Here is an 18,842-nt window from a genome sequence, read left to right as displayed (position 1 = left end):
AACAAGCATTTACGCCAATCTTAACGGGTTGGCGTTTTTGTTTTTAACGTCCATCCAGGAGAGTCATAAAGTGAAGAAATTTATCAATGCCCGCCTTTATCGTCATGATAATGCGACGGAAATCCTTGTGGAAAATGGGGTGATCACGCAGATTGGCAATCATTTGCCGTCCGCCCCGGAGGAAATTGACCTGAAAGGCAGGCTGGTTGTACCGCCTTATGTGGATCCTCATTTGCATCTGGACTATGTATATACCGGTCGCAATGAGGGGGCCGCCAATGCGACCGGTACGCTGTTTGAAGGCATCGAGCGCTGGCACCATATCAAGAAAGGACAAACGCTTGAAGATGCCAGGGAGCGCGCCTTGCGTGGCATTCGTGAAGAGGTTGCCAAGGGGGTCCAGTTTATTCGTACCCATATCGATGTGGACGATCCCAAACTGACCGGGTTAAAAGCCATGCTGGAATTGCGTGAACAGTTAAAAGACAATGTCACCATTCAGATCGTGGCTTTTCCGCAGGAAGGCATGTACGCTTATAAGGGCGGTGATGAAATGGTTGAGGAAGCCCTGAAAATGGGTGCTGATTGCGTAGGTGGCATTCCGCATTTTGAATGGGCCAGGGAATTTGGTGAGAAATCGGTTCACCGTACTGTTGAGCTGGCCATCAAGTACAACAAGTTGATTGACGTTCATTGCGATGAGACCGATGATACCCATAGCCGTTTTGTAGAGCTGCTGAATGCCTTGGTGATGGTTGAGGGAATAGGTGCCCGGACTGCGGCCAGCCATACCTGTTCTTTCGGCTCTGCCGATAATGCCTATGCATTCCGCATGATGGGCCTGTTTCAGAAATCAGGTCTTAATTTTATTTGCCCTCCCACTGAAAACGCCTACCTGCAAGGCCGTCAGGACAGCTATCCCAAACGTCGCGGCATTACCCGTGTTAAAGAGCTATGGGATGCGGGCATTAACGTGTGTTTTGCCCAGGACTCCATCAATGATCCGTGGTACCCGCTGGGCAATGGCAACATGATGAATATTCTGGATAACGGCATTCACCTGGCACAAACCATGTCATATCCGGAAATTGAAAAGGCCCTGGACCTGATTACCTATAACGGTGCCAAAACCTTGCAGGTTGAAGACCAGTACGGTCTTGAGGCAGGCAAACCGGCCAACTTCCTGGTATTGGATGCCACGTCCGCTTTCGAGGCAGTGCGCCAGCGTGCTGATGTGTTGGCCTCTATCCGTAACGGCGAATACCTTTTCAAAAAACCCGAACCCAGCTTTGAAGTTGAACTGGACCTGTTCAGGAAAACCAAATAAGCGGGTTGATAAAAACCTGACAATATTGCTTAATGCATGAAAACAGAGCGCCTGGATTGGGCGCTCTGTTTTTTGCAAAGGGAGATGGCGTTGAAATTATTTGACTGTTACGTTATCTTTTCAGCATTTTAACCAGCGCCAGGGCCACTTTTTCTGAAGAAGCCGGGTTCTGTCCGGTAATCAGCCTGCCATCAATTACCACATGCGCTTCCCAATTTCCCGCCTTGCTGAATTGGGCTCCTTTATTAATCAATTCGGTTTCAAGCAAATAGGGCACAATACCCTCACAGGCAACCGCTATTTCCTCTTCATTGCTAAAGCCGGTCAGTTTTTTGTCCTTGACAAGCGCAGTGCCATCCTGGTTAATGACGTCCAGCAAAACGCATCCGGCATGACAAACGGCCGCAACAATTTTGTCGTTATTCCAGAAATCCTGAATGAGTTTTTTTGAGTGCTCATCGTAACGAAGATCCCACAAAGGGCCATGCCCACCAGGATAGAAAATGGCATCGTGGCCGGTCGCGAAGGTTTTTTTCAGCACGACGGTGTTTTGCATCAATTGCTGCAGCTTGGTGTCATTCTTGTAACGCTTGTACAAAGCGGATTCTTCAAGGGCGGCAACCGAAGCTGGATCAACAGGCACTGCCCCGCCTTTGGGTGTTGCCAGCTCTACGGGAATGCCCCTGTCGGTAAAAATATAATAGGGAGCAAGGAATTCCTCCAGCCACACCCCGGTTGCTTTACCGGAATCACCCATTTTGTCATTAGACGTTAACACGATCAGTACGGACATTGTTTTCTCCAATTGGCAAGGTCGTTTCTGTGATTGTATATGATCATGCTTTTTGTGGGCGGCCTGTTTTGCAATTAAGGCATTAAGGCCAAGGCGATCAAGTTCGCGTTAGCAAAGTGGATCAGATTGCTTTAAGTAACTAATGGTAGTATTTTCTTGACTAAAATTAACTTTTCATGACTGGTTTAAACGTAAGGCGAATGTTAAATTTAACAATTCAATCAATAATAAGTTATTAATTGAAAGTATTAAGTAGCCTTTACTTTAAATGTTTGGTTAATGGTAATGACGTTTATCCTGAAGTAGAGTAATCATTGGTATGCTCAGTAATTCCTTGCTTGGCGTATTGATGCAGACAAAATATTCTCATGGGAGAAATTTATGCAACACAACCATAATTGCTGTCAGCCCAGTGCTCCAGAAAACCAGGCCCGACGTAACTGGTTCAAGGCCAGTGCCGGCGTAGCTTTGGCAGCTGGTCTATCAGTTATTCCTGCTACCGCATCGGCCGCTTCTTTAACACAAGAACAGCGCGATGCCATGACACCTGACCAGGTCATCAATATGCTGCGCGAAGGCAATGAACGCTTTCGTAGTGGAAAGATGCAATCACATGATTTTCTTGCCCAGAAAAGAATGACCGCAACGGGGCAGTATCCGGCAGCGGTTATCCTGAGTTGCATTGACTCACGTGCGCCGGGTGAGATCATTTTTGATACCGGTATTGGTGATGCTTTTGGCGCACGTATTGCGGGCAATATTTCCACACCAGACCTGCTTGGCAGCATGGAGTTTGCCTGTGCCGTGGCAGGTGCAAAACTGGTGTTGGTGATGGGACACACTGCGTGTGGTGCCATTGCAGGCGCCATCAATGGTGTAGAGCTGGGTAACTTGACCGGCCTGCTGGAGCAGATCAAGCCAGCGGTTACGGCAACTGTCTATGCCGGTGAACGCAGCGGCAGCAATTATGAATTCGTTGATGCGGTTGCCGAGCAGAATGTGTTGCTCACGATTGAAAACATTCGCAAAAACAGCTCCGTGCTTGATGGGCTGGTAAAAGAAGGTAAAATCAAGATCGTTGGCGCTATGTACAATTTGTCAAATGGTGAAGTTAAATTCTTAAGTTAAGTCATTGTTATGCCAAACGTTTTATCGTTTGAAATAAGAAACGGCCGCCATCTAAAGCGGCCATTTTTTTCTGAGTAAATGAACATTACAACGAGGGCGAAATGATCTTCGCCTGCGGCGATGGAGATCCCAATGCAAACCACTCCCCAAGACATCCTTCATTTCTGGTTCATGGAAAGCACGCCGCAAATGTGGTTTCAGGGTGGTAAATCATACGACCAGACCATTCGTGAACGCTTTGGTGATGTTTGTGAGGCGGCGGCGCAGGGAGAGTGTGATGCATGGCGTGCGACCATGAAAGGGCGTCTGGCTGAAATTATTGTGCTGGACCAGTTTTCGCGCAATATCTGGCGCGATACGCCGCGAGCTTTCAGCCAGGATGGCATGGCCCTGGTACTGGCCCAGGAAGCCATTAAGCTGCCTGAGTACCAAACGCTCTCCACCATGGAAAGAAAATTCGTCATCATGCCATTCATGCATTCGGAATCCCGGTGTATCCATGAAAAGGCCTTGGTTCTGTTTACCGAACTGGGTGATCCGGCCACCCTGGAACATGAAATCCAGCACAAGGCCATGATAGACCGGTTTGGCCGTTATCCAACCCGCAATAAAAGCCTGGGACGCCTGTCCAGCGAAGAAGAAATCGTCTTTTGCAAGGACTTGACTCAAATGCTGGAGGATTTTATTAGTCAGGCGCAGGAATCACCCGATTAATTGTCAGTGATCCCTTGTGCCTGATTCGCAACTCCTTAAGCGATAATTCCTTCTTGCTTATTCAACCTTGACGTCCGCGTCTGTAATAACCTGACGCATTTTCGAGCCATATTCTTCTATCCAACGCTGGGCCTCTTCCTGACTGCCGTTGACCAATTGGATTGTTAGCGTTTCAAATTGTGCTTTTACCTCATCTGATTGCATTGCCTTGCCAAGCGCCTGGTTCCATTTTTCTGCAATGGCAGGGTCCAGCCCTTTGGGAGACATCAGGAAAAAAGCGAACTGCATGTCAAAATTTTCAAGACCGGGCAGACCGCTTTCTGCAACCGTAGGAATGTCTGGTAACTTGGATTCACGCGTTTTGCCAGAAGTGGCGATGGGGACCAGCGTACCCGCCTGGATATGTTGCAGGGTTGAACCACCCATGACCAGAAAGCCGGCATCAACTTGATTGCCCAGCAGGGCATTCATGGCTGGTGCATTGCCGTTAAAAGGAATATTCAGCATGTTAAGGTTTGTGGCCAGACGAAAACTCTCCATCGTCAGGTGCCCCGGGGTGCCTGGACCGGCCGATGAATAGTTCAGGTCACGATCTTTGGCAAGTGCCGCCAAGCCCTTGATGTCCTTGATCTTGCTTGCCTTGTTAACCATCAGGACTTGGTTGAAGGTGCCCATCAAGCCTACCAGGTCCAGGGATTTTGCAGGATCAAACTTTGTATTTTTGTAAATGTAGGGGTTAACCGTTAGCAGGGAGTCAATGGTTGCCAGCATGGTGTAGCCATCGGGTTTCTGGCGTGACACGTTCTCGGCACCAATAATGCCCGAAGCACCGGGCCTGTTTTCAATCACAATGGGCTGGTTGAACTGTTTGCCAAGATTGGTTGCCAGCGCTCGGGTTGCCAGGTCAAGCGCGCCTCCGGCCGGATAGTTGATGATGATCGTGACTGGTTTTTCAGGGTAGGCGGCCAGCGCTTGTCCACCAAAAATTGCTGTGGCCAGCAATACAGCAGCCATGCCGTTTTTAATCATTAGTGTCTGTGTTTTCATTTTGAATTCGTCTCCGTGTAATTTTGATACTGATGTTGGTGGTAGCCGGATTTAACAGGCCAAGCCCTCACAGTAAATGCAAGCGCAAAATTAATATTTTTTATTTTTTGAAATCAGGCCAATGCTGTCGGGTAAGGGCTTTTATCGACCAATTCCAGGTTGGTGTATGCCAGTTTTTCCATCATCATTGCCCTTATACCAGCCATGTCTTTGTTGTTCCATAAGTTGTTCAGTTCATTGGGGTCTTTTTCCAGATCGTAGAGCTCACCCCAGGATGCGGTGTCATAAATAGTCATGCGATATTGTTGCGTCAGCAAGCTGCGGCAGCGGATCCGTGTATTCAAACCCAGAATTACGCGCTGGCCCTCTTCCTCAATGAGCAGCGCATCACGCAACTTGTCGATTTGACCAATAACAACGGGCGCCATATCTTTACCCTGGATACCATTAAACAGGGGAACTCCCGCGCGGTTAAGAATGGTGGGTGCCAGATCAATCGTACTGGTTAATGCATTGGAACTATCACCGGTTTTTAGCTCGGGGTTTACGGGATCTGCCCAGATGAAGGGTACCCGGGTCAGGCCGCGATAATGAAGAGGGCCTTTCAGAAGCAGCTGGTGGTCACCCAGAAAGTCACCATGGTCACTGGTAAAAATCACCACGATATTATCAGCCAGCCCTGTTTCTTCCAGCTTGTCCAGAACCCTGCCTATCTGAGCGTCAATATTGCTGATGGATCCATAGTTCAGGGCAAGGGCTTCTTTGGCTTCACGTTCATCGCAGGCAAAAGCGGCTGTTCCTTTTTTAGCGGCAGTGCCCGAGTCACGTTTTTCATGCAGCCATTTTACGTGTTCAAGACGCTCATGTTCAGAATAAAAAGAGTCTGGCAGCGTCATGTCTTCCGGTTTGTACATGTCCCAGTACTCTCCCGGTGGTGTGAACGGGTGGTGGGGATCGGGAAAGGAAACCTGAAGAAAGAAGGGTTGCTTGCTTTGGGCGTAGTCTTCAAGTAAATCCATGCTGCGATTGGCAATATAGGCAGATGGGTATTGATCTACCGTTAACCGTGTGCGCCATGCCTGACCAACTTTGCTCAATTGATAATCCGGGGTGGGGATGGCGTTTTCAGGGCCAATCAGGCTTTCTCCATTGGGGATATTCTGCCGCAGCCAGTAACGATAATGGCCGTGTACGATATCGGCATGGTCATCCACCAGTTTGACTTTTTCAAAACCGTAATAAGGATAGTCAAGATCATAATCATTGCTCTCTAGCCAACGGTCACGTTTTTCCTGGTTGTAGTTGCCGTCGTCGGGTTCAAATGCCTCAAGCCTGGTGCGTTCTTCCGGTTCTAGCGGCCAGAGCGGCTCCATGCTGGTCATGTTCTGCAAATGGATTTTGCCAACCTGGGCGGTGTTGTACCCGGCAAGGCGCAAGCTGTCTACAAAAGTCTTGGCTTTAAGTGAAAGCGGAATGCCGTTATGCCGTGCACCATGCACGGAAGGATACCGGCCCGTCATCATGCTGGCGCGGTTGGGCATACAAATGGGTGTGGCCACATGCATATTGGTAAAATGGAACCCCCGACGGGCCAGTGCGTCAATCACAGGGGTTTTAACTACCTGGTTGCCATAACAGCCCAAATGGTCTGCACGTAGCTGGTCAGCGATAAAGATTAGAAAATTGACGGGTTTAGTCATGATTTACCCTTTAATTTTTGGTTAGTGGTAGGTTGCTGGATTGTTTTTTCAGGTTTCTTACGTAGCAACTCGATGGTTTCTGTCAGGTTCTGGGCGCTAACGAAAAGGGCGGACAAACCCGCCCCGATGTATTTAAATGGGGTATATTTCACTTCAGTCTCCGAACATTATATTTAGCGTCAATGATTTATTTGTTTTTGACGATTGTTCCACACCCCTTGATAACTGTAAAATTCATTTTTGGACTAACCTGATAACCAAATTGGCATCTACCATGTTTTTCCTGAAAAAACGCCAGGCTGAATTAATCACTTCCTTGGCCGAGACGGCAAACCTTCGTCGATCCGCTGAGCTGTTGCACATGACCCAGCCAGCAGCCTCTAAAGTACTTGCCCAAATAGAGGCAGAGCTTGGTTTCACGCTGTTTGATCGCAGTTCCAGCGGAACGGTGCCCACTGTTTTTGGCGCAATGCTCATACCCTATGCACGTGAAATTTTGCATTCGGCACAGCGCATTCAGGATGAGCTTGCCCGTTTGGGACAAAGCCGTCAGCGTTGCCTGAAAATTGGTGCCTTGCCAACCGCCACGATTTCCATTGTGCCGGAACTGGTCTGTTCTTTAATGGAGCACGTCAAAGGCCTGCAAGTGAGCATTGAAGATGGTACGGTACTGCCGTTACTGGAAAAGCTGCGGGTCGGTAAGCTGGATCTGGTTATCGGGCGTAGCAGCGAACAGATTGACCTAACCGGTTTTAACCGGATTATCCTTGATTATGAACCCATGGTACTGGTGTGTGGCCGTCAGCATCCCCTGGCAAGCAAAGCCCGGATTACTTCAGATGACCTGCATCAGTGCAACTGGATTTTTCCGCCAGAAGACACATATGCTAACCTTCGGTTAATAGAGCTGTGCGACCGGTACGGGCTTAACCAGCCGCATATCCTGATCAGGTCAAGCGTTACCATGAGCAATGTCATTTTGCTTGAACGACAAAACCTGATTGCGGCTTTGCCACTGGGGATTGCGCAATATTTCATTGATCAGGGCATTTTACACATACTGCCCACTACCCAAACCGTTAATTTCGGGGAAATGGTTTTGTATACCCATAAAGACAGTATCTATGCGCCCAACGCAAATTTAATTAATAAAGTGTGTGCCATGATGAAGTCTGAAAAAGTTAATTCATAAACTTTTTTAAAAATCTAAATATGCGCTTGAACTCATATGTATTGTGATGCATAATATGTACTCTGATCCATATCGAGAAAACTTACATGTCAAAAAAGCGTGACAACACAGCCATTGCAAAAGCGTCTGAAAACAGCGCCAAAGGCGATGTTTTCGCCATGCAGCGCGCTACGCTGAAACAGCTGCGCAAAATGGTCAAGCTGACACAGGCAGATCTCTCAGAAACCATGGGCGTTGGGCAGGACACCGTTTCCCGTCTTGAAAAACGTCATGACATGCTGCTTTCCTCTATCAGCCACTATGTTGAAAGCCTGGGCGGCAAGCTCGAGTTGACAGCTATTTTCCCTGGCCGGTCTGCCATTTTCATTGATTGTCTTGAAGATGAATCAACGTCTTCATGCAAAAAAAACCGACCTCCCGATTAAGTAAAAGGTACACACAAAAAATGCTTCAAACCCCCTATTACCTGATTGATAAAACCGCATTACAACGTAATCTTGAAATTATTGATTACGTCAGAAAAAACTCAGGCGCCAAACTGCTGCTAGCCCTAAAGTGCTTTGCAACATGGTCGGTATTTGATTCCATGAAGCCCTACATGGATGGCACCACTTCTTCCTCATTGTACGAAGTCAAGCTGGGTTACCAGAAATTTGGCGGTGAAACCCACGCCTACAGCGTTGCCTTTGCCGACCATGAAATAGACGAAGTGCTGGCCAACAGCGACAAAATCATCTTCAACTCCATCAGCCAGCTTGAGCGCTTTGAAGCCAGGGCGGGCAACAAACCCAAAGGCCTGCGCCTGAATCCGGGCATCAGCAGTTCCAGCTTTGATCTGGCCGACCCTGCCCGTCAGTTCAGCCGTTTGGGTGAAGGAAACCCGGAACGTATTCTGGCCATTATCGATCGCCTTGATGGCGTCATGATTCACAATAACTGTGAAAATGCAGACTTCGCCCGTTTTGACGAGCTTCTTGCCCAGGTGGAAGCGCGTTACAGTGCCATTTTGCATCAGCTGAAATGGGTCAGTTTAGGGGGCGGTATCAGTTTTACCAAACCGGGTTATGAACTGGACAAATTCTGCCAACGCTTGCGCCAATTTGCGCAAACCTACGGTGTCCAGGTTTACCTGGAGCCCGGTGAGGCAACCGTGCGTTACACCACTACGCTGGAAGTCAGCGTGCTGGATACGGCCTTTAATGGTAAACATCTGGCTATTGTGGACAGCTCTACCGAAGCCCATATGCTTGATTTGCTTATTTACCGTGAAACAGCACCCATCGGTAATGAAACCGGAGAACACCGTTACCAGATATGCGGCAAGACCTGTCTGGCCGGAGATATTTTTGGCGAAGGCAATTTTGATGCGCCATTGCAGGTGGGTGACCGGCTTTCGATTGGGGATGCAGGCGGTTACACCATGGTCAAGAAAAACTGGTTTAACGGCGTAAACATGCCGGCTATCGCCATCAAGGAGGTCGATGGCAGCATTCGTGCCGTGCGTGAGTTTGGTTATGACGACTACGTTAATAGCCTGTCTTAATAAAATCTTTAAATTTAAATAAAAGGGGTACACCTATGAAACGTAATGTACTTGTTATCGGTGCCGGTGGCGTCGCTCATGTCGTTGCACATAAATGTGCGCAAAACAACAAACTGCTGGGCGATATCAATATTGCCTCACGTACGGTTGGCAAATGTGAAGCCATTATTGACTCCATCAAGGAAAAGGGCAATCTGCAAAGTCCTGGTGTTTTGCGTGCACACCAACTTGATGCCATGGATATTGAAGCAACCAAAGCACTGATTCGCGCTACCAAAAGCCAGATTGTGATTAACGTTGGCTCACCGTTTTTGAATATGTCCGTGCTGGAAGCCTGTATTGGTACCGGCGCCGCTTATCTGGATACTGCCATTCATGAAGATCCAAGCAAGGTTTGCGAAACTCCGCCCTGGTATGCCAACTACGAATGGAAACGCAGCCAGGCATGTAAAGAGGCGGGCGTGACTGCCGTCCTGGGTGTTGGTTTTGACCCGGGTGTGGTTAACGCCTATGCCCGTTTCGCCTACGACAACTACTTCGACCAGGTTGACTCCATTGATATTATTGATATTAATGCTGGCAGCCATGGCCGTTATTTTGCCACCAACTTTGACCCTGAGATCAACTTTCGCGAGTTTACCTCTACCGTCTGGTCCTGGGAGAACAGCCAGTGGAAAGCCAACAAAATGTTTGAGCATGGTAAAGAATGGGACATGCCCGTGACCGGCAAAAGCATGGCTTATTTAACCGGACACGATGAGCTGCACTCGCTGTCGCGTTTCCTTGACGTACCCAATATCCGTTTCTGGATGGGTTTTGGTGAGCACTACATCAATGTGTTTAATGTATTGAAGAACCTGGGCCTGCTTTCAGAAAAACCCGTACTCACTGCACGGGGCCAGGAAATTGTGCCGCTGGAAGTGGTGAAGGCCGTTCTGCCAGACCCTGCTTCACTGGCCGCCGGCTATACGGGCAAAACCTGCATTGGCGACCTGCTAAAAGGCACCAAAGACGGCCAGCCAAAAGAAGTCATGATTTACAACACGTGCGATCATGAAGAATGCTACGCCGAAGTAGGCAGCCAGGCCATTTCCTATACGGCAGGCGTCCCGGCCGTTGCCGCTGCCATATTAATTGCCAAGGGCACCTGGGATAGCAAATGCATGGTTAACGTGGAAGAACAGGACCCGGCTCCGTTCATCGCCCTTATGAATAATATGGGCCTGGTAACCCGCATTAAAGATGAACACGGTGATCGTCTTCTGGAACCCATGCGGGAAATGGCCAGCAGCGAACCTGAAAAAAGGTTTGCCACTGCCTAAATACTGCCTGAAAAAGATGTCCCGGGACGTTGCCCCGGGGTCACATTGATTTACGGTTTTGCCCGAACATTTGCCACCCTGTGCGTTTGCCAGAGGTGGCAAATTATTTGGTGCTCATGTATTCTTTAAGGAAGACGAAAGAAAAACACTCATTCCCAGGGAGCAGGCCATGCAAAAGCAACCCTTACCAGCCATGCTATGGGACCTGAACCAGGTGCCCCTGCAAGACATTGACCTGAATGCGGTTCGTTCGCGTGAAGACCTGTTCTATATGGTCGCCGGTGCTTCATTTATTGAAATTGCCGCCGACCTGTATACCGATAACCTGATTGAATACTTCAATGACCAGCCCGAAATCATGCAATGGTTGGTAGACCACTGGAAGTTTGAAGAAACCCGTCATGGTTATGTGCTGCGCGATTACACCAAACATGTCTGGCCAGAATTCGACTGGGACCGGGCTTACCGTTCTTTTTATGTTGATTATTCGGCGCAATGCACCCAAGAGGCCCTTGAGCCCACCCGTTGCCTGGAAATGGCTGCCCGCTGCGTGGTGGAAACCGGTACTGCTACGTTTTATCAGGCGCTTTCCGGGCAGGCCAGTGAACCGGTGCTGGCCCACATGGCCAGTTTGATTCGTGCCGATGAAATCAGCCATTACAAGCATTTTTACCAATACTTCAAGCTTTATCGTGAGCAGAACCCCACCAGCCGCCTGAAAGTATTCGGCGCCATTGGCCGCCGCGTACTTGAAGCCCGTAACAGCGATGCCGAAACCGCCTTGTGGCACGTATACATGGTGCACCGCAAGGTTGACAACAACAGCGATAAAACCGACTTCAAGAAAATGTGCACGCAATTCAGCAAACAGTTCCGGCAACATTACCCCTTGGGCATGGCCGCAAAAATGCTCATGCGACCTTTGGATTTGCCCAAGATGGTCACCCGTGTTGTTGAAGGGCCTGTTGTCAAAATTGCCCAGCGGGTTGTTTCGGGTAACCGTTCACAGCATAAGGCCAGCAAGTAGGGGCATGGGTGGTAACGGTTTTTTCTGAATATTAGTTAATATGTTATTGATTTTAATGATGTTCATATTAATGGCTTGGTTTGTTTTTTATCACTTGTTCAGGTACCGGAATCGACTTATCATTACCTTGCAGACAGACAATAACAAAAAATAAACAATAAATAGTAAAAAACCATTTACTGGCAAACAGCATGAATCGGCCACTACCTTAAAAGTAGTGTTTGCTGCTCGTTATGTATTCTTAAGTTCTAACCAACTTTCAGAGTGAGCAGGCAATAATGAAAGATTTACAGGGAAATCGTATTTTTCAGGCTAGTGCCGAGGCGGTTGATTATTACAACCAGGCGGTATCCGCTTTTAATATTTATACCGGTGATCCTTTCAGTCTGGTTGGCAAGGCCGTAGAAATTTCACCGGACTTTGCCATGGCGCATATCTTTAAGGCTTATCTGTTGGGCCTGGCCACCGAGCCTGTCCTGAACGGCTACGCCAAAGATACGCTACGACACCTGAAAACCATGCATTTAAGCGATCGGGAAGCCTCACACCTGGGTGCGCTGGACTTGATGCTAAAAGGTGAGTGGACCGCTGCCGCCCTGGTGCTGGATATCCACAACTGCAATTACCCGTTGGATATTGTGGCCCTGCAGGCCGGTCACTTGATGGATTTTTATCGTGCCAATGCGCGTAATTTGCGTGACCGCCTTGCCCGAATATTGCCCTACTGGTCTGGCAATGACAATTTTTTCAAGGTACATAACTGGTGGCATCGGGCACTGTATCACCAGGAGCTGGGGCAGGAAAACGTAGTGCTAAGCATTTACGATAACCAGATCCGCCATGGCAACAGCACCGCGGCACTTGAGCTGGTGGATGCATCGGCCATGCTGTGGCGCCTGAGCCTGGAAGGCGTGGGGGTGGGTGATCGTTGGGATGAGCTGGCCGACTGCTGGCAGGCCCATGCCGACGGGCATTCTTATACCTTTAACGACTGGCACGCCATCATGGCCTATCTGGGTGCCGGACGGGATATTGATGTTGAAAAAAACCTGAAAGATTGCAAGAACATCAAACCGGGCCTTGAGTCTGAAATGCAGCAATGGACCCGTCAAACCACCTTGCCCCTGATTGAAGGGTTTATCGCCTTCTGGCGCAAGGACTACCAAACCGCCATTGAGCAACTGTACGGAGCCAGATTTATTGCCAACAGTTTTGGGGGCAGCCATGCCCAGCGCGATATCATTGACCTGACCTTGATAGAAGCAAGCATTCGCGCCGGCCAACCCGAGCTGGCCCAGGCGCTTGCCAATGAGCGTCTGGCCCTGAAGCCCAATAGCCGGCTTAACCGAGGATTTTTGGCGCGAAGCAAAGGCAGGGCAGTTTCTGGTGTTCATTGATGGGTAGATGGTTAGCTGGTTCCCAACCACCCCGTCGCTACGATATCTAGTTCCCATGCTCCTGCGTGGGAACCAGTAACCACCCCGTCGCTACGCGCCACCCCTCCACAGAGGGGAATTTTTCTACTTCTTGGCAATGGTTGTGCTGCGCACTACGCTTCGCGAGTGACATCTACCCCCTCCAAGAACGATGAAAATTCCCCTCTGTGGAGGGGTGGCAGGCGAAGCCTGACGGGGTGGTTACCAAAACCCCACGTTCCCGCGTTAGTATGCATTCCCACGCAGCGTGGGAATGCATACGGAGACAATGCCCTGCATTCACTGCAAAAGCCTGCCGCCATCTACCACAATACCGGTGCCATTAACCATTCTGGCGTCTTCAGAAGCCAGGAATGCCACGGTGGCGGCCACATCTTCAACCGTCACAATCTGGTTCATCGGGTTCATGGCACGTACCGCTTCCAGTGCCTTTTCTTCTGAACCAAACTGTTTGCTGAGTGTGGCATCAACCAGTTGCGTCCAGACATAGCCTGGATGTACGGCGTTGATGCGCACTTTCTGGCCTGAGCGGGCGGCACTGAGTGCTGCCTGTTGTGTCATATTGATAATGGCACTTTTACTGGAACCGTAAGAGCCACCGCCTACCGAGCCCACGAACCCGGCAATTGAGCCCATGTTGACAATGGTACCGCCATTTTCATTGTCTTTCATGGTCTGGATGCCGGCCTGAATACCTAAAAACGTGCCATCGACATTAATGGAAAACAGCCGCTTCCATTCCTGAAAATCAATATCGCTGAACGGTACGCTTTGGCTGGAAATAACACCGGCATTGTTGACCAGGATATCGCAGCGGCCATGAAGTGCCACGACCTGTTCAAAAGCGCTTTTCCAGCTTTCCGCAAGCGTGACGTTTAGCTGTACATAGTCGGGAACCGCCATACCCTGAAAGCGGGTGGCCAGCAAGGTGTCATCTTTTTCTTTTAGATCGCCCAGCACAACCTTGGCGCCTTCCTGGATTAAACGGGTGGCAATGGCCATGCCAATATCACCCATGCCGCCAGAAATTAACGCGACTTTATTTTCAAGACCTCTCATTATTCATTACCTGTATGATTAATTCACTTGCATGTTTGCATCGGCCATCACTTTACTCCACTTCTCAATTTCTTCATTGATATAAGTGGTAAATGCTTCTGGCGAGGTGGTGTTGATCAGTACACCCTGGCTGGTAAATTTTTTGGCAATCTCTGGATCCTGCATGGCTTCAGTCATTGATTGGTTCAGCAATGCAACGATCTCGGGAGGTGTGTCTTTCTTGACGGCAGCACCCCACCAGAAAGTAGGCACAATCTCACCGTAGCCCAGCTCTTCCAGTGTGGGTACATTCGGCAGCAGGGGAGAACGCTCTTTGGAGCCGATCGCCAGGGCACGCAGCTTGTCACCCAGCACAAAAGGACCGCTGGTGGGAATCGCGTCATACATGAAATCAACCTGGCCGCTGATGGTGTCTTGCAAGCCTGGAATAGAACCTTTATAGGCCACATGGGTCATTTCCTGGTTCAGCTTGTTTTGCAGCAGGGTACCAAACAGATGGCCGCCCGTGCCAACACCCTGGGAAGCGTAAGTCAGGCCCTGGGGTTTTTCTGAGGCACCTTTAACCAGATCTTCAAAAGTCTGGTAGGGGCTGTTCATGGGAACCACGACCAAAGCCGGTGACACAATCAACTCGCCAACAGGTTGCAGGTCTGTGCGCGGATCATAAGAAAGATTCTTGAACAGACCCACATTGGTGGCCAAAGAGGGCACATCGCCAATAAACACGGTGTATCCATCGGCAGGGGCTTTTTTCAGCACATTCATGCCAACCTGTGCGGCACCGCCCGGTTTATTGTCCACCACCACGGGCTGCCCCAGTTTTTTGGACATATGGGCACCCACTTCACGGGCCAACACGTCGGTCAAACCGCCGGCAGCGTAAGGCACCAGGAAGGTAATGGGTTTTTCGGGGTAATTTTGGGCCTGTGCAACACCGGCTGTCAGACTCATGGCCAGGCAAACGGGGGCGAAAGATTTCAACCATTTTTTCATTTATGTCTCCAGATACGAATGTTTATGCTTCGGCGGCAATGGTATTTCTCAGAATACCGACTGCATCCACTTCAATTTCAACAATATCACCTTCTTTCATGAATACGGGTGGATTACGTTTGGCACCCACGCCACCCGGTGTTCCGGTCACGATCACATCACCCGGATTCAGGGGCAGGAAAGAGGAAATATAGGCAATTTGCCGTGGAATGCTGTGAATCAGCATGTCGGTGGTGGCACGTTGCATTTCTTCCCCGTTCAGGCGGGTAATCAAGGTTAATTTCTGGTTGGGTTCAATTTCATCGGCCGTGACCATCCAGGGCCCGAAACCACCGGTTTTCCAGAAATTCTTGCCGGGAATCCACTGCGAAGTGGCGGTTTGCCAATCGCGGATACTGCCGTCGTTGTAGCAGGCATAACCGGCAATGTGATCCCAGGAATCTTCTTCTGAAATACGGCGGCCGCCCTTGCCAATCACAATCGCGATCTCACCTTCGTAATCCAGTTTGACAGACTCGGGAGGCAGAACAATGCTGTCGTTATGGGCAACCTGGGATTCGGCCACACGCAGGAAAATCACCGGTGACTCGGTTTTTTCCTTGTTGGTTTCTTTCACGTGCTCGTCATAATTCAGGCCGATACAGAAAATCTTGCCGGGCTCGGGAATCACGGGCAACAATTCAAGATCGGCAAACTTCAGGGTCGCCGTTGCATTGGCAGCCAGTTGCCCGGCCTTGGCCAGCAGGTCTTTTTCAAGCACCTCTTTCAGCGTGTTGGCTTCGCCTTTAAACAAAGGCTTCAGGTTGACCACTTCGTCGCCTTTTACCGCACCGAATGTTTCTTCATTGTTCAAGTTAAAACTGATTAATTTCATTTGTTTTCCTGCTTACTTTATTTATTTAATATCAAAAATTCAATAGGGGTATTTGTTGGGTTCAGGCTTGGGCATTCATGAGGTCATGCATTTGCTTTACCCATTCGGAGCGGGGCATGAACTTGGGGGATGCCTGGGCAATTTCCTTGACCCGGGCCATGATTTCGTCATCGTTCAGGCTAAAGTCGATGGTTTCCTTAAGCGGTTGGTCGCAATACCATTCGGTATCCATAAAGACTTCTATGCGGTTGCCTTCAGGATCAAAGCTATAGATGGAAAGGGCATTGCCATGGGTGCTGGGGTCGATCCGTTCGGCACCGGCGGCTTTCAGGCTGGCGTGATAATGGCGCAGGGTGGGTAAATCCTTCACGCGCAGTGAAATCTGGTTGATCACGCTAAACGTCACGTCTTCGGGGCGGCCGCTTACCAGTGCCAGTTGATGATGCTCTTCCGGATTCTGGCTAAGAAACACGATGTCTTTGCCGCCAATCACGCCCTTGTCGGTAATGAACAGTTGCAGTGCCTGCTGGTAAAACTGCGTCATGCGTGCAATGTCTTTGACAAAAATTCCTACATGGCTAAAAGAAAACGAAGAATCTTGCCCGTTTTTATGGTTAAAGCTCATTATTTATCACTATTTAATAAAATCAATGAAAATAATTATATATAATTATTTAATATAAATCAATTATCAAATAAATAAAAAATTCAATAAATTTGTAAATTGATATAATATGAGGTTTTATCCACCCCAAAAACCGGTTTGCCCATGTCTAGTCTTACCAAAATGCTGAATGTGCTGGATCTTTTCACGCCAGAACACCCCTCCTGGACGATAGAAGAAATGGCAGAGCATTTGGGCTATGCCGTGCCCACCATGTATCGCTATGCCCGGGAACTGAATAACGCCGGTTTGCTGCGTCACAGTTCGGGGGCCCGCTATGTACTGGGCTCTCGCATTATTGAACTGGATTACCAGATCAGGAATATCGACCCTTTAATCCAGGCCTCCTCGCAAGCCATGCGCAGTCTGGCCGAAAAATCGGGCTCCGATGTCGTGCTGGGCACCATTTATGCCGACCGTATCATTACCATCAGTCATTTTTTTGGGGAAGAAAACCTGAAAATCAGCTATGTGCGGGGTAAACGCATGCCTTTGTACAGGGGGGCGCTGTCCAAATCGGTACTGGCCACCCTGTCCAGGCCCCAGTTACGCAAAGTGGTCACAGACAATGCCGAAGCATTTGCAGGGCAAGTACCGGAAACCGTTCAGGAGGAGCTGAGGGAAATACGGAAAAAAGGTTATTGCATCACATTCAGCGAGCTGAATCAGGGCGTGGTGGGCATTGCCATCCCGTACCAGAACAAAGCGCACCAGATTAATGCTGCACTGGGGTTTATTGTGTCTGACAAGCGCTATAGTTTGATGGAAGCGGGGAAGGCGGTGGCTGAACTGCAGAATTGTGCCGAGGAAATTGATTTTGCCTTGCGGCATTATGGGTAGGAGGTTGTGGCGGGGGGGGCGTTCCCATGCTCCGTGTGGAAATGCATATTTTAAAATTTGGTTGACCGGTGCTTGACTGGAAATATGCTGTCATCACTCAACGTTCAATAACATGCGTATACATGGTACGAAGTCGTGATTGTTGGGGGTCAAGTGTTGCAATAAGGGTAAAACCGTGTCGCTCATAAAGTTTAATTAAATCCTCGGAATCTTCGCATTCCAGAATAATTATGCGACCACCAATCAGTTCTTTCGCTGCTGAAATGACAGCGTAGATTTCAGAAAGAATGTTTTCCAGGGATATTGGATTGGATGCAACCGCAGTGTTTTTTCCTATTTGACCAATGAGGAATGCACGGATGCGCCCGGCATTTTTTGAAATACCATCCATGCGTTGAATTTTTGATTTACTGATACTGGTATTTGTCAGCCGCAACTCTTTGAAAGATAATGAAAAATATGCCAGTATCTCACCAGAGTCGTCATTCAGAATAAGATAAGTTCTGGCATTGTCAGTTTGTTCAAATCGAATGGCTTTGCCGGGTTGTGTAAGAAAATTTTCTACATCAGCATTAAGATTGCAACAAAATTGGGAAAGGAGCTTGGTGGTTGAGGTTTCACCAAGCTCTTTTAGCAGATTTTTAAGTTGGACAATTGTTGTTTTAATAACTGAACGCCCCGTTTGTTTTCGGCTTTATAGTCACGTTTTTTTACCGTGATTTGACGGGGAGATGCCAAATCCTGGTGAATCCGTTTAATGGATTCTTTATCTTTGACTACAAAATCTTTATCAAAGGATACAGTAGCCATGAGCACTTCCTTTTTGCTAGTAACAAAGTGCATTTTAGCAGATTTTTTGCAATTACCTATACCGTATAGTGGACATTTTGAGCCTATTGCTGAAACAGGACCTATTTGGTTCCCATGCAGGATTATGATAACCAGTCGCGCGGGTAGGTAGCACAGTTCCGCAGCCAGTTCCCACGCAGGAGCATGGGAACCAGTCGCATCCGTAGCCATCATTCACCCCGGCTCGCAACTCGTTCCCACGCTCCTGCGTCACTGCCATTAAGTTAAGGAAAATCCATTTAAAAACAATGTTTTTTCTGTCGTTTATGAAAGTTCAACTGTCTCCTTGATGATGACTTTTTACGGGGCGGATGACGGTAGCGCCGTTCCAGAC

Annotated in this window: 19 protein-coding genes; 10 read left to right on the top strand and 9 right to left on the bottom strand. The window is 48.8% G+C overall.

All coding sequences use genetic code 11. The features are described 5' to 3' along the window. Positions 1 to 70: 70 nt before the first annotated feature. The gene (gene codA, locus IE074_RS04265) at positions 71 to 1,327 is read left to right on the top strand and encodes a cytosine deaminase (RefSeq protein WP_189384210.1); all 1,257 of its coding nucleotides are present in this window, start codon (positions 71 to 73) and stop codon (positions 1,325 to 1,327) included. Positions 1,328 to 1,439: 112 nt separating this feature from the next. On the opposite strand, the gene IE074_RS04260 is transcribed toward codA, so the two are convergent. After that, complete coding sequence (locus IE074_RS04260; protein WP_189384209.1) at positions 1,440 to 2,120, bottom strand: type 1 glutamine amidotransferase domain-containing protein; 681 nt, start codon at positions 2,118 to 2,120, stop codon at positions 1,440 to 1,442. Between the two features lie 381 nt (positions 2,121 to 2,501). On the opposite strand from IE074_RS04260, the gene IE074_RS04255 reads away from it, so the two are divergent. Together IE074_RS04255 and IE074_RS04250 are read left to right on the top strand one after the other, a co-directional pair. After that, positions 2,502 to 3,248 (top strand): carbonic anhydrase family protein, encoded by a 747-nt coding sequence (locus IE074_RS04255; protein WP_189384208.1) that lies wholly within the window; start codon positions 2,502 to 2,504, stop codon positions 3,246 to 3,248. A 132-nt stretch (positions 3,249 to 3,380) separates the two neighbouring features. After that, complete coding sequence (locus tag IE074_RS04250; protein WP_189384207.1) at positions 3,381 to 3,962, top strand: DUF924 family protein; 582 nt, start codon at positions 3,381 to 3,383, stop codon at positions 3,960 to 3,962. Positions 3,963 to 4,019: 57 nt separating this feature from the next. Here the strand turns inward: IE074_RS04250 and IE074_RS04245 are convergent, their stop codons facing one another. Beyond that, positions 4,020 to 5,009, bottom strand: a complete 990-nt coding sequence (locus tag IE074_RS04245) for a Bug family tripartite tricarboxylate transporter substrate binding protein (protein ID WP_189384206.1) — start codon at positions 5,007 to 5,009, stop codon at positions 4,020 to 4,022. A gap of 113 nt (positions 5,010 to 5,122) precedes the next feature. Next, a complete protein-coding gene (locus IE074_RS04240; RefSeq protein WP_189384205.1) occupies positions 5,123 to 6,709 on the bottom strand; it encodes a sulfatase family protein in 1,587 nt (528 codons plus the stop codon). A 274-nt stretch (positions 6,710 to 6,983) separates the two neighbouring features. Here IE074_RS04240 and IE074_RS04235 point away from each other — a divergent pair, with 274 nt between their 5' ends. The 6 genes from IE074_RS04235 to IE074_RS04210 all read left to right on the top strand — a co-directional run bounded on the left by IE074_RS04235 (position 6,984) and on the right by IE074_RS04210 (position 13,190). Beyond that, positions 6,984 to 7,901 (top strand): LysR family transcriptional regulator, encoded by a 918-nt coding sequence (locus tag IE074_RS04235; protein WP_189384204.1) that lies wholly within the window; start codon positions 6,984 to 6,986, stop codon positions 7,899 to 7,901. Between the two features lie 86 nt (positions 7,902 to 7,987). Then, positions 7,988 to 8,326, top strand: a complete 339-nt coding sequence (locus IE074_RS04230) for a helix-turn-helix domain-containing protein (protein WP_189384203.1) — start codon at positions 7,988 to 7,990, stop codon at positions 8,324 to 8,326. 20 nt (positions 8,327 to 8,346) lie between these two features. Then, entirely contained in the window at positions 8,347 to 9,444 is a 1,098-nt protein-coding gene (locus tag IE074_RS04225; protein WP_189384202.1) for a carboxynorspermidine decarboxylase, read from the top strand. A gap of 35 nt (positions 9,445 to 9,479) precedes the next feature. Then, positions 9,480 to 10,766 (top strand): saccharopine dehydrogenase family protein, encoded by a 1,287-nt coding sequence (locus IE074_RS04220; protein WP_189384201.1) that lies wholly within the window; start codon positions 9,480 to 9,482, stop codon positions 10,764 to 10,766. 169 nt (positions 10,767 to 10,935) lie between these two features. Further along, positions 10,936 to 11,793: a ferritin-like domain-containing protein gene (locus tag IE074_RS04215; RefSeq protein WP_229793879.1), complete on the top strand. Its 858-nt coding sequence runs from the start codon at positions 10,936 to 10,938 to the stop codon at positions 11,791 to 11,793. A 278-nt stretch (positions 11,794 to 12,071) separates the two neighbouring features. Further along, on the top strand, positions 12,072 to 13,190 hold the full coding sequence (locus IE074_RS04210) for a tetratricopeptide repeat protein (RefSeq protein ID WP_229793878.1): 1,119 nt from the start codon (positions 12,072 to 12,074) through the stop codon (positions 13,188 to 13,190). A gap of 318 nt (positions 13,191 to 13,508) precedes the next feature. Here the strand turns inward: IE074_RS04210 and IE074_RS04205 are convergent, their stop codons facing one another. The 4 genes from IE074_RS04205 to IE074_RS04190 form a co-directional block, all read right to left on the bottom strand. Then, positions 13,509 to 14,288 (bottom strand): SDR family NAD(P)-dependent oxidoreductase, encoded by a 780-nt coding sequence (locus IE074_RS04205; protein WP_189384200.1) that lies wholly within the window; start codon positions 14,286 to 14,288, stop codon positions 13,509 to 13,511. An 18-nt stretch (positions 14,289 to 14,306) separates the two neighbouring features. Beyond that, positions 14,307 to 15,281: a Bug family tripartite tricarboxylate transporter substrate binding protein gene (locus IE074_RS04200; RefSeq protein ID WP_229793877.1), complete on the bottom strand. Its 975-nt coding sequence runs from the start codon at positions 15,279 to 15,281 to the stop codon at positions 14,307 to 14,309. A 22-nt stretch (positions 15,282 to 15,303) separates the two neighbouring features. Next, positions 15,304 to 16,155: a fumarylacetoacetate hydrolase family protein gene (locus IE074_RS04195; RefSeq protein ID WP_189384199.1), complete on the bottom strand. Its 852-nt coding sequence runs from the start codon at positions 16,153 to 16,155 to the stop codon at positions 15,304 to 15,306. A gap of 61 nt (positions 16,156 to 16,216) precedes the next feature. After that, complete coding sequence (locus IE074_RS04190) at positions 16,217 to 16,780, bottom strand: VOC family protein (RefSeq protein ID WP_189384198.1); 564 nt, start codon at positions 16,778 to 16,780, stop codon at positions 16,217 to 16,219. A 144-nt stretch (positions 16,781 to 16,924) separates the two neighbouring features. On the opposite strand from IE074_RS04190, the gene IE074_RS04185 reads away from it, so the two are divergent. Then, entirely contained in the window at positions 16,925 to 17,659 is a 735-nt protein-coding gene (locus IE074_RS04185) for an IclR family transcriptional regulator (protein ID WP_189384197.1), read from the top strand. Positions 17,660 to 17,756: 97 nt separating this feature from the next. Here the strand turns inward: IE074_RS04185 and IE074_RS04180 are convergent, their stop codons facing one another. Together IE074_RS04180 and IE074_RS14765 are read right to left on the bottom strand one after the other, a co-directional pair. Continuing rightward, positions 17,757 to 18,050 (bottom strand): N-acetyltransferase, encoded by a 294-nt coding sequence (locus IE074_RS04180; protein ID WP_211182203.1) that lies wholly within the window; start codon positions 18,048 to 18,050, stop codon positions 17,757 to 17,759. Between the two features lie 239 nt (positions 18,051 to 18,289). Continuing rightward, positions 18,290 to 18,682: a hypothetical protein gene (locus tag IE074_RS14765; RefSeq protein ID WP_229793876.1), complete on the bottom strand. Its 393-nt coding sequence runs from the start codon at positions 18,680 to 18,682 to the stop codon at positions 18,290 to 18,292. Positions 18,683 to 18,842: the final 160 nt, after the last annotated feature.

The organism is Advenella faeciporci (assembly GCF_014652395.1).
Classification (GTDB): domain Bacteria; phylum Pseudomonadota; class Gammaproteobacteria; order Burkholderiales; family Burkholderiaceae_B; genus Advenella; species Advenella faeciporci.
This window is presented reverse-complemented; position numbering and strand designations above follow the sequence as displayed.

What these genes read in the sequence shown, in the direction of transcription:
- IE074_RS04260 (WP_189384209.1), bottom strand. Translation starts at nt 2,120, where the DNA reads ATGTCCGTACTGATCGTGTTAACGTCTAATGACAAAATGGGTGATTCC.
- IE074_RS04255 (WP_189384208.1), top strand. Translation starts at nt 2,502, where the DNA reads ATGCAACACAACCATAATTGCTGTCAGCCCAGTGCTCCAGAAAACCAG.
- IE074_RS04250 (WP_189384207.1), top strand. Translation starts at nt 3,381, where the DNA reads ATGCAAACCACTCCCCAAGACATCCTTCATTTCTGGTTCATGGAAAGC.
- IE074_RS04245 (WP_189384206.1), bottom strand. Translation starts at nt 5,009, where the DNA reads ATGAAAACACAGACACTAATGATTAAAAACGGCATGGCTGCTGTATTG.
- IE074_RS04240 (WP_189384205.1), bottom strand. Translation starts at nt 6,709, where the DNA reads ATGACTAAACCCGTCAATTTTCTAATCTTTATCGCTGACCAGCTACGT.
- IE074_RS04235 (WP_189384204.1), top strand. Translation starts at nt 6,984, where the DNA reads ATGTTTTTCCTGAAAAAACGCCAGGCTGAATTAATCACTTCCTTGGCC.
- IE074_RS04230 (WP_189384203.1), top strand. Translation starts at nt 7,988, where the DNA reads ATGTCAAAAAAGCGTGACAACACAGCCATTGCAAAAGCGTCTGAAAAC.
- IE074_RS04225 (WP_189384202.1), top strand. Translation starts at nt 8,347, where the DNA reads ATGCTTCAAACCCCCTATTACCTGATTGATAAAACCGCATTACAACGT.
- IE074_RS04220 (WP_189384201.1), top strand. Translation starts at nt 9,480, where the DNA reads ATGAAACGTAATGTACTTGTTATCGGTGCCGGTGGCGTCGCTCATGTC.
- IE074_RS04215 (WP_229793879.1), top strand. Translation starts at nt 10,936, where the DNA reads ATGCAAAAGCAACCCTTACCAGCCATGCTATGGGACCTGAACCAGGTG.
- IE074_RS04210 (WP_229793878.1), top strand. Translation starts at nt 12,072, where the DNA reads ATGAAAGATTTACAGGGAAATCGTATTTTTCAGGCTAGTGCCGAGGCG.
- IE074_RS04205 (WP_189384200.1), bottom strand. Translation starts at nt 14,288, where the DNA reads ATGAGAGGTCTTGAAAATAAAGTCGCGTTAATTTCTGGCGGCATGGGT.
- IE074_RS04200 (WP_229793877.1), bottom strand. Translation starts at nt 15,281, where the DNA reads ATGAAAAAATGGTTGAAATCTTTCGCCCCCGTTTGCCTGGCCATGAGT.
- IE074_RS04195 (WP_189384199.1), bottom strand. Translation starts at nt 16,155, where the DNA reads ATGAAATTAATCAGTTTTAACTTGAACAATGAAGAAACATTCGGTGCG.
- IE074_RS04190 (WP_189384198.1), bottom strand. Translation starts at nt 16,780, where the DNA reads ATGAGCTTTAACCATAAAAACGGGCAAGATTCTTCGTTTTCTTTTAGC.
- IE074_RS04185 (WP_189384197.1), top strand. Translation starts at nt 16,925, where the DNA reads ATGTCTAGTCTTACCAAAATGCTGAATGTGCTGGATCTTTTCACGCCA.
- IE074_RS04180 (WP_211182203.1), bottom strand. Translation starts at nt 18,050, where the DNA reads ATGGATGGTATTTCAAAAAATGCCGGGCGCATCCGTGCATTCCTCATT.
- IE074_RS14765 (WP_229793876.1), bottom strand. Translation starts at nt 18,682, where the DNA reads ATGATGGCTACGGATGCGACTGGTTCCCATGCTCCTGCGTGGGAACTG.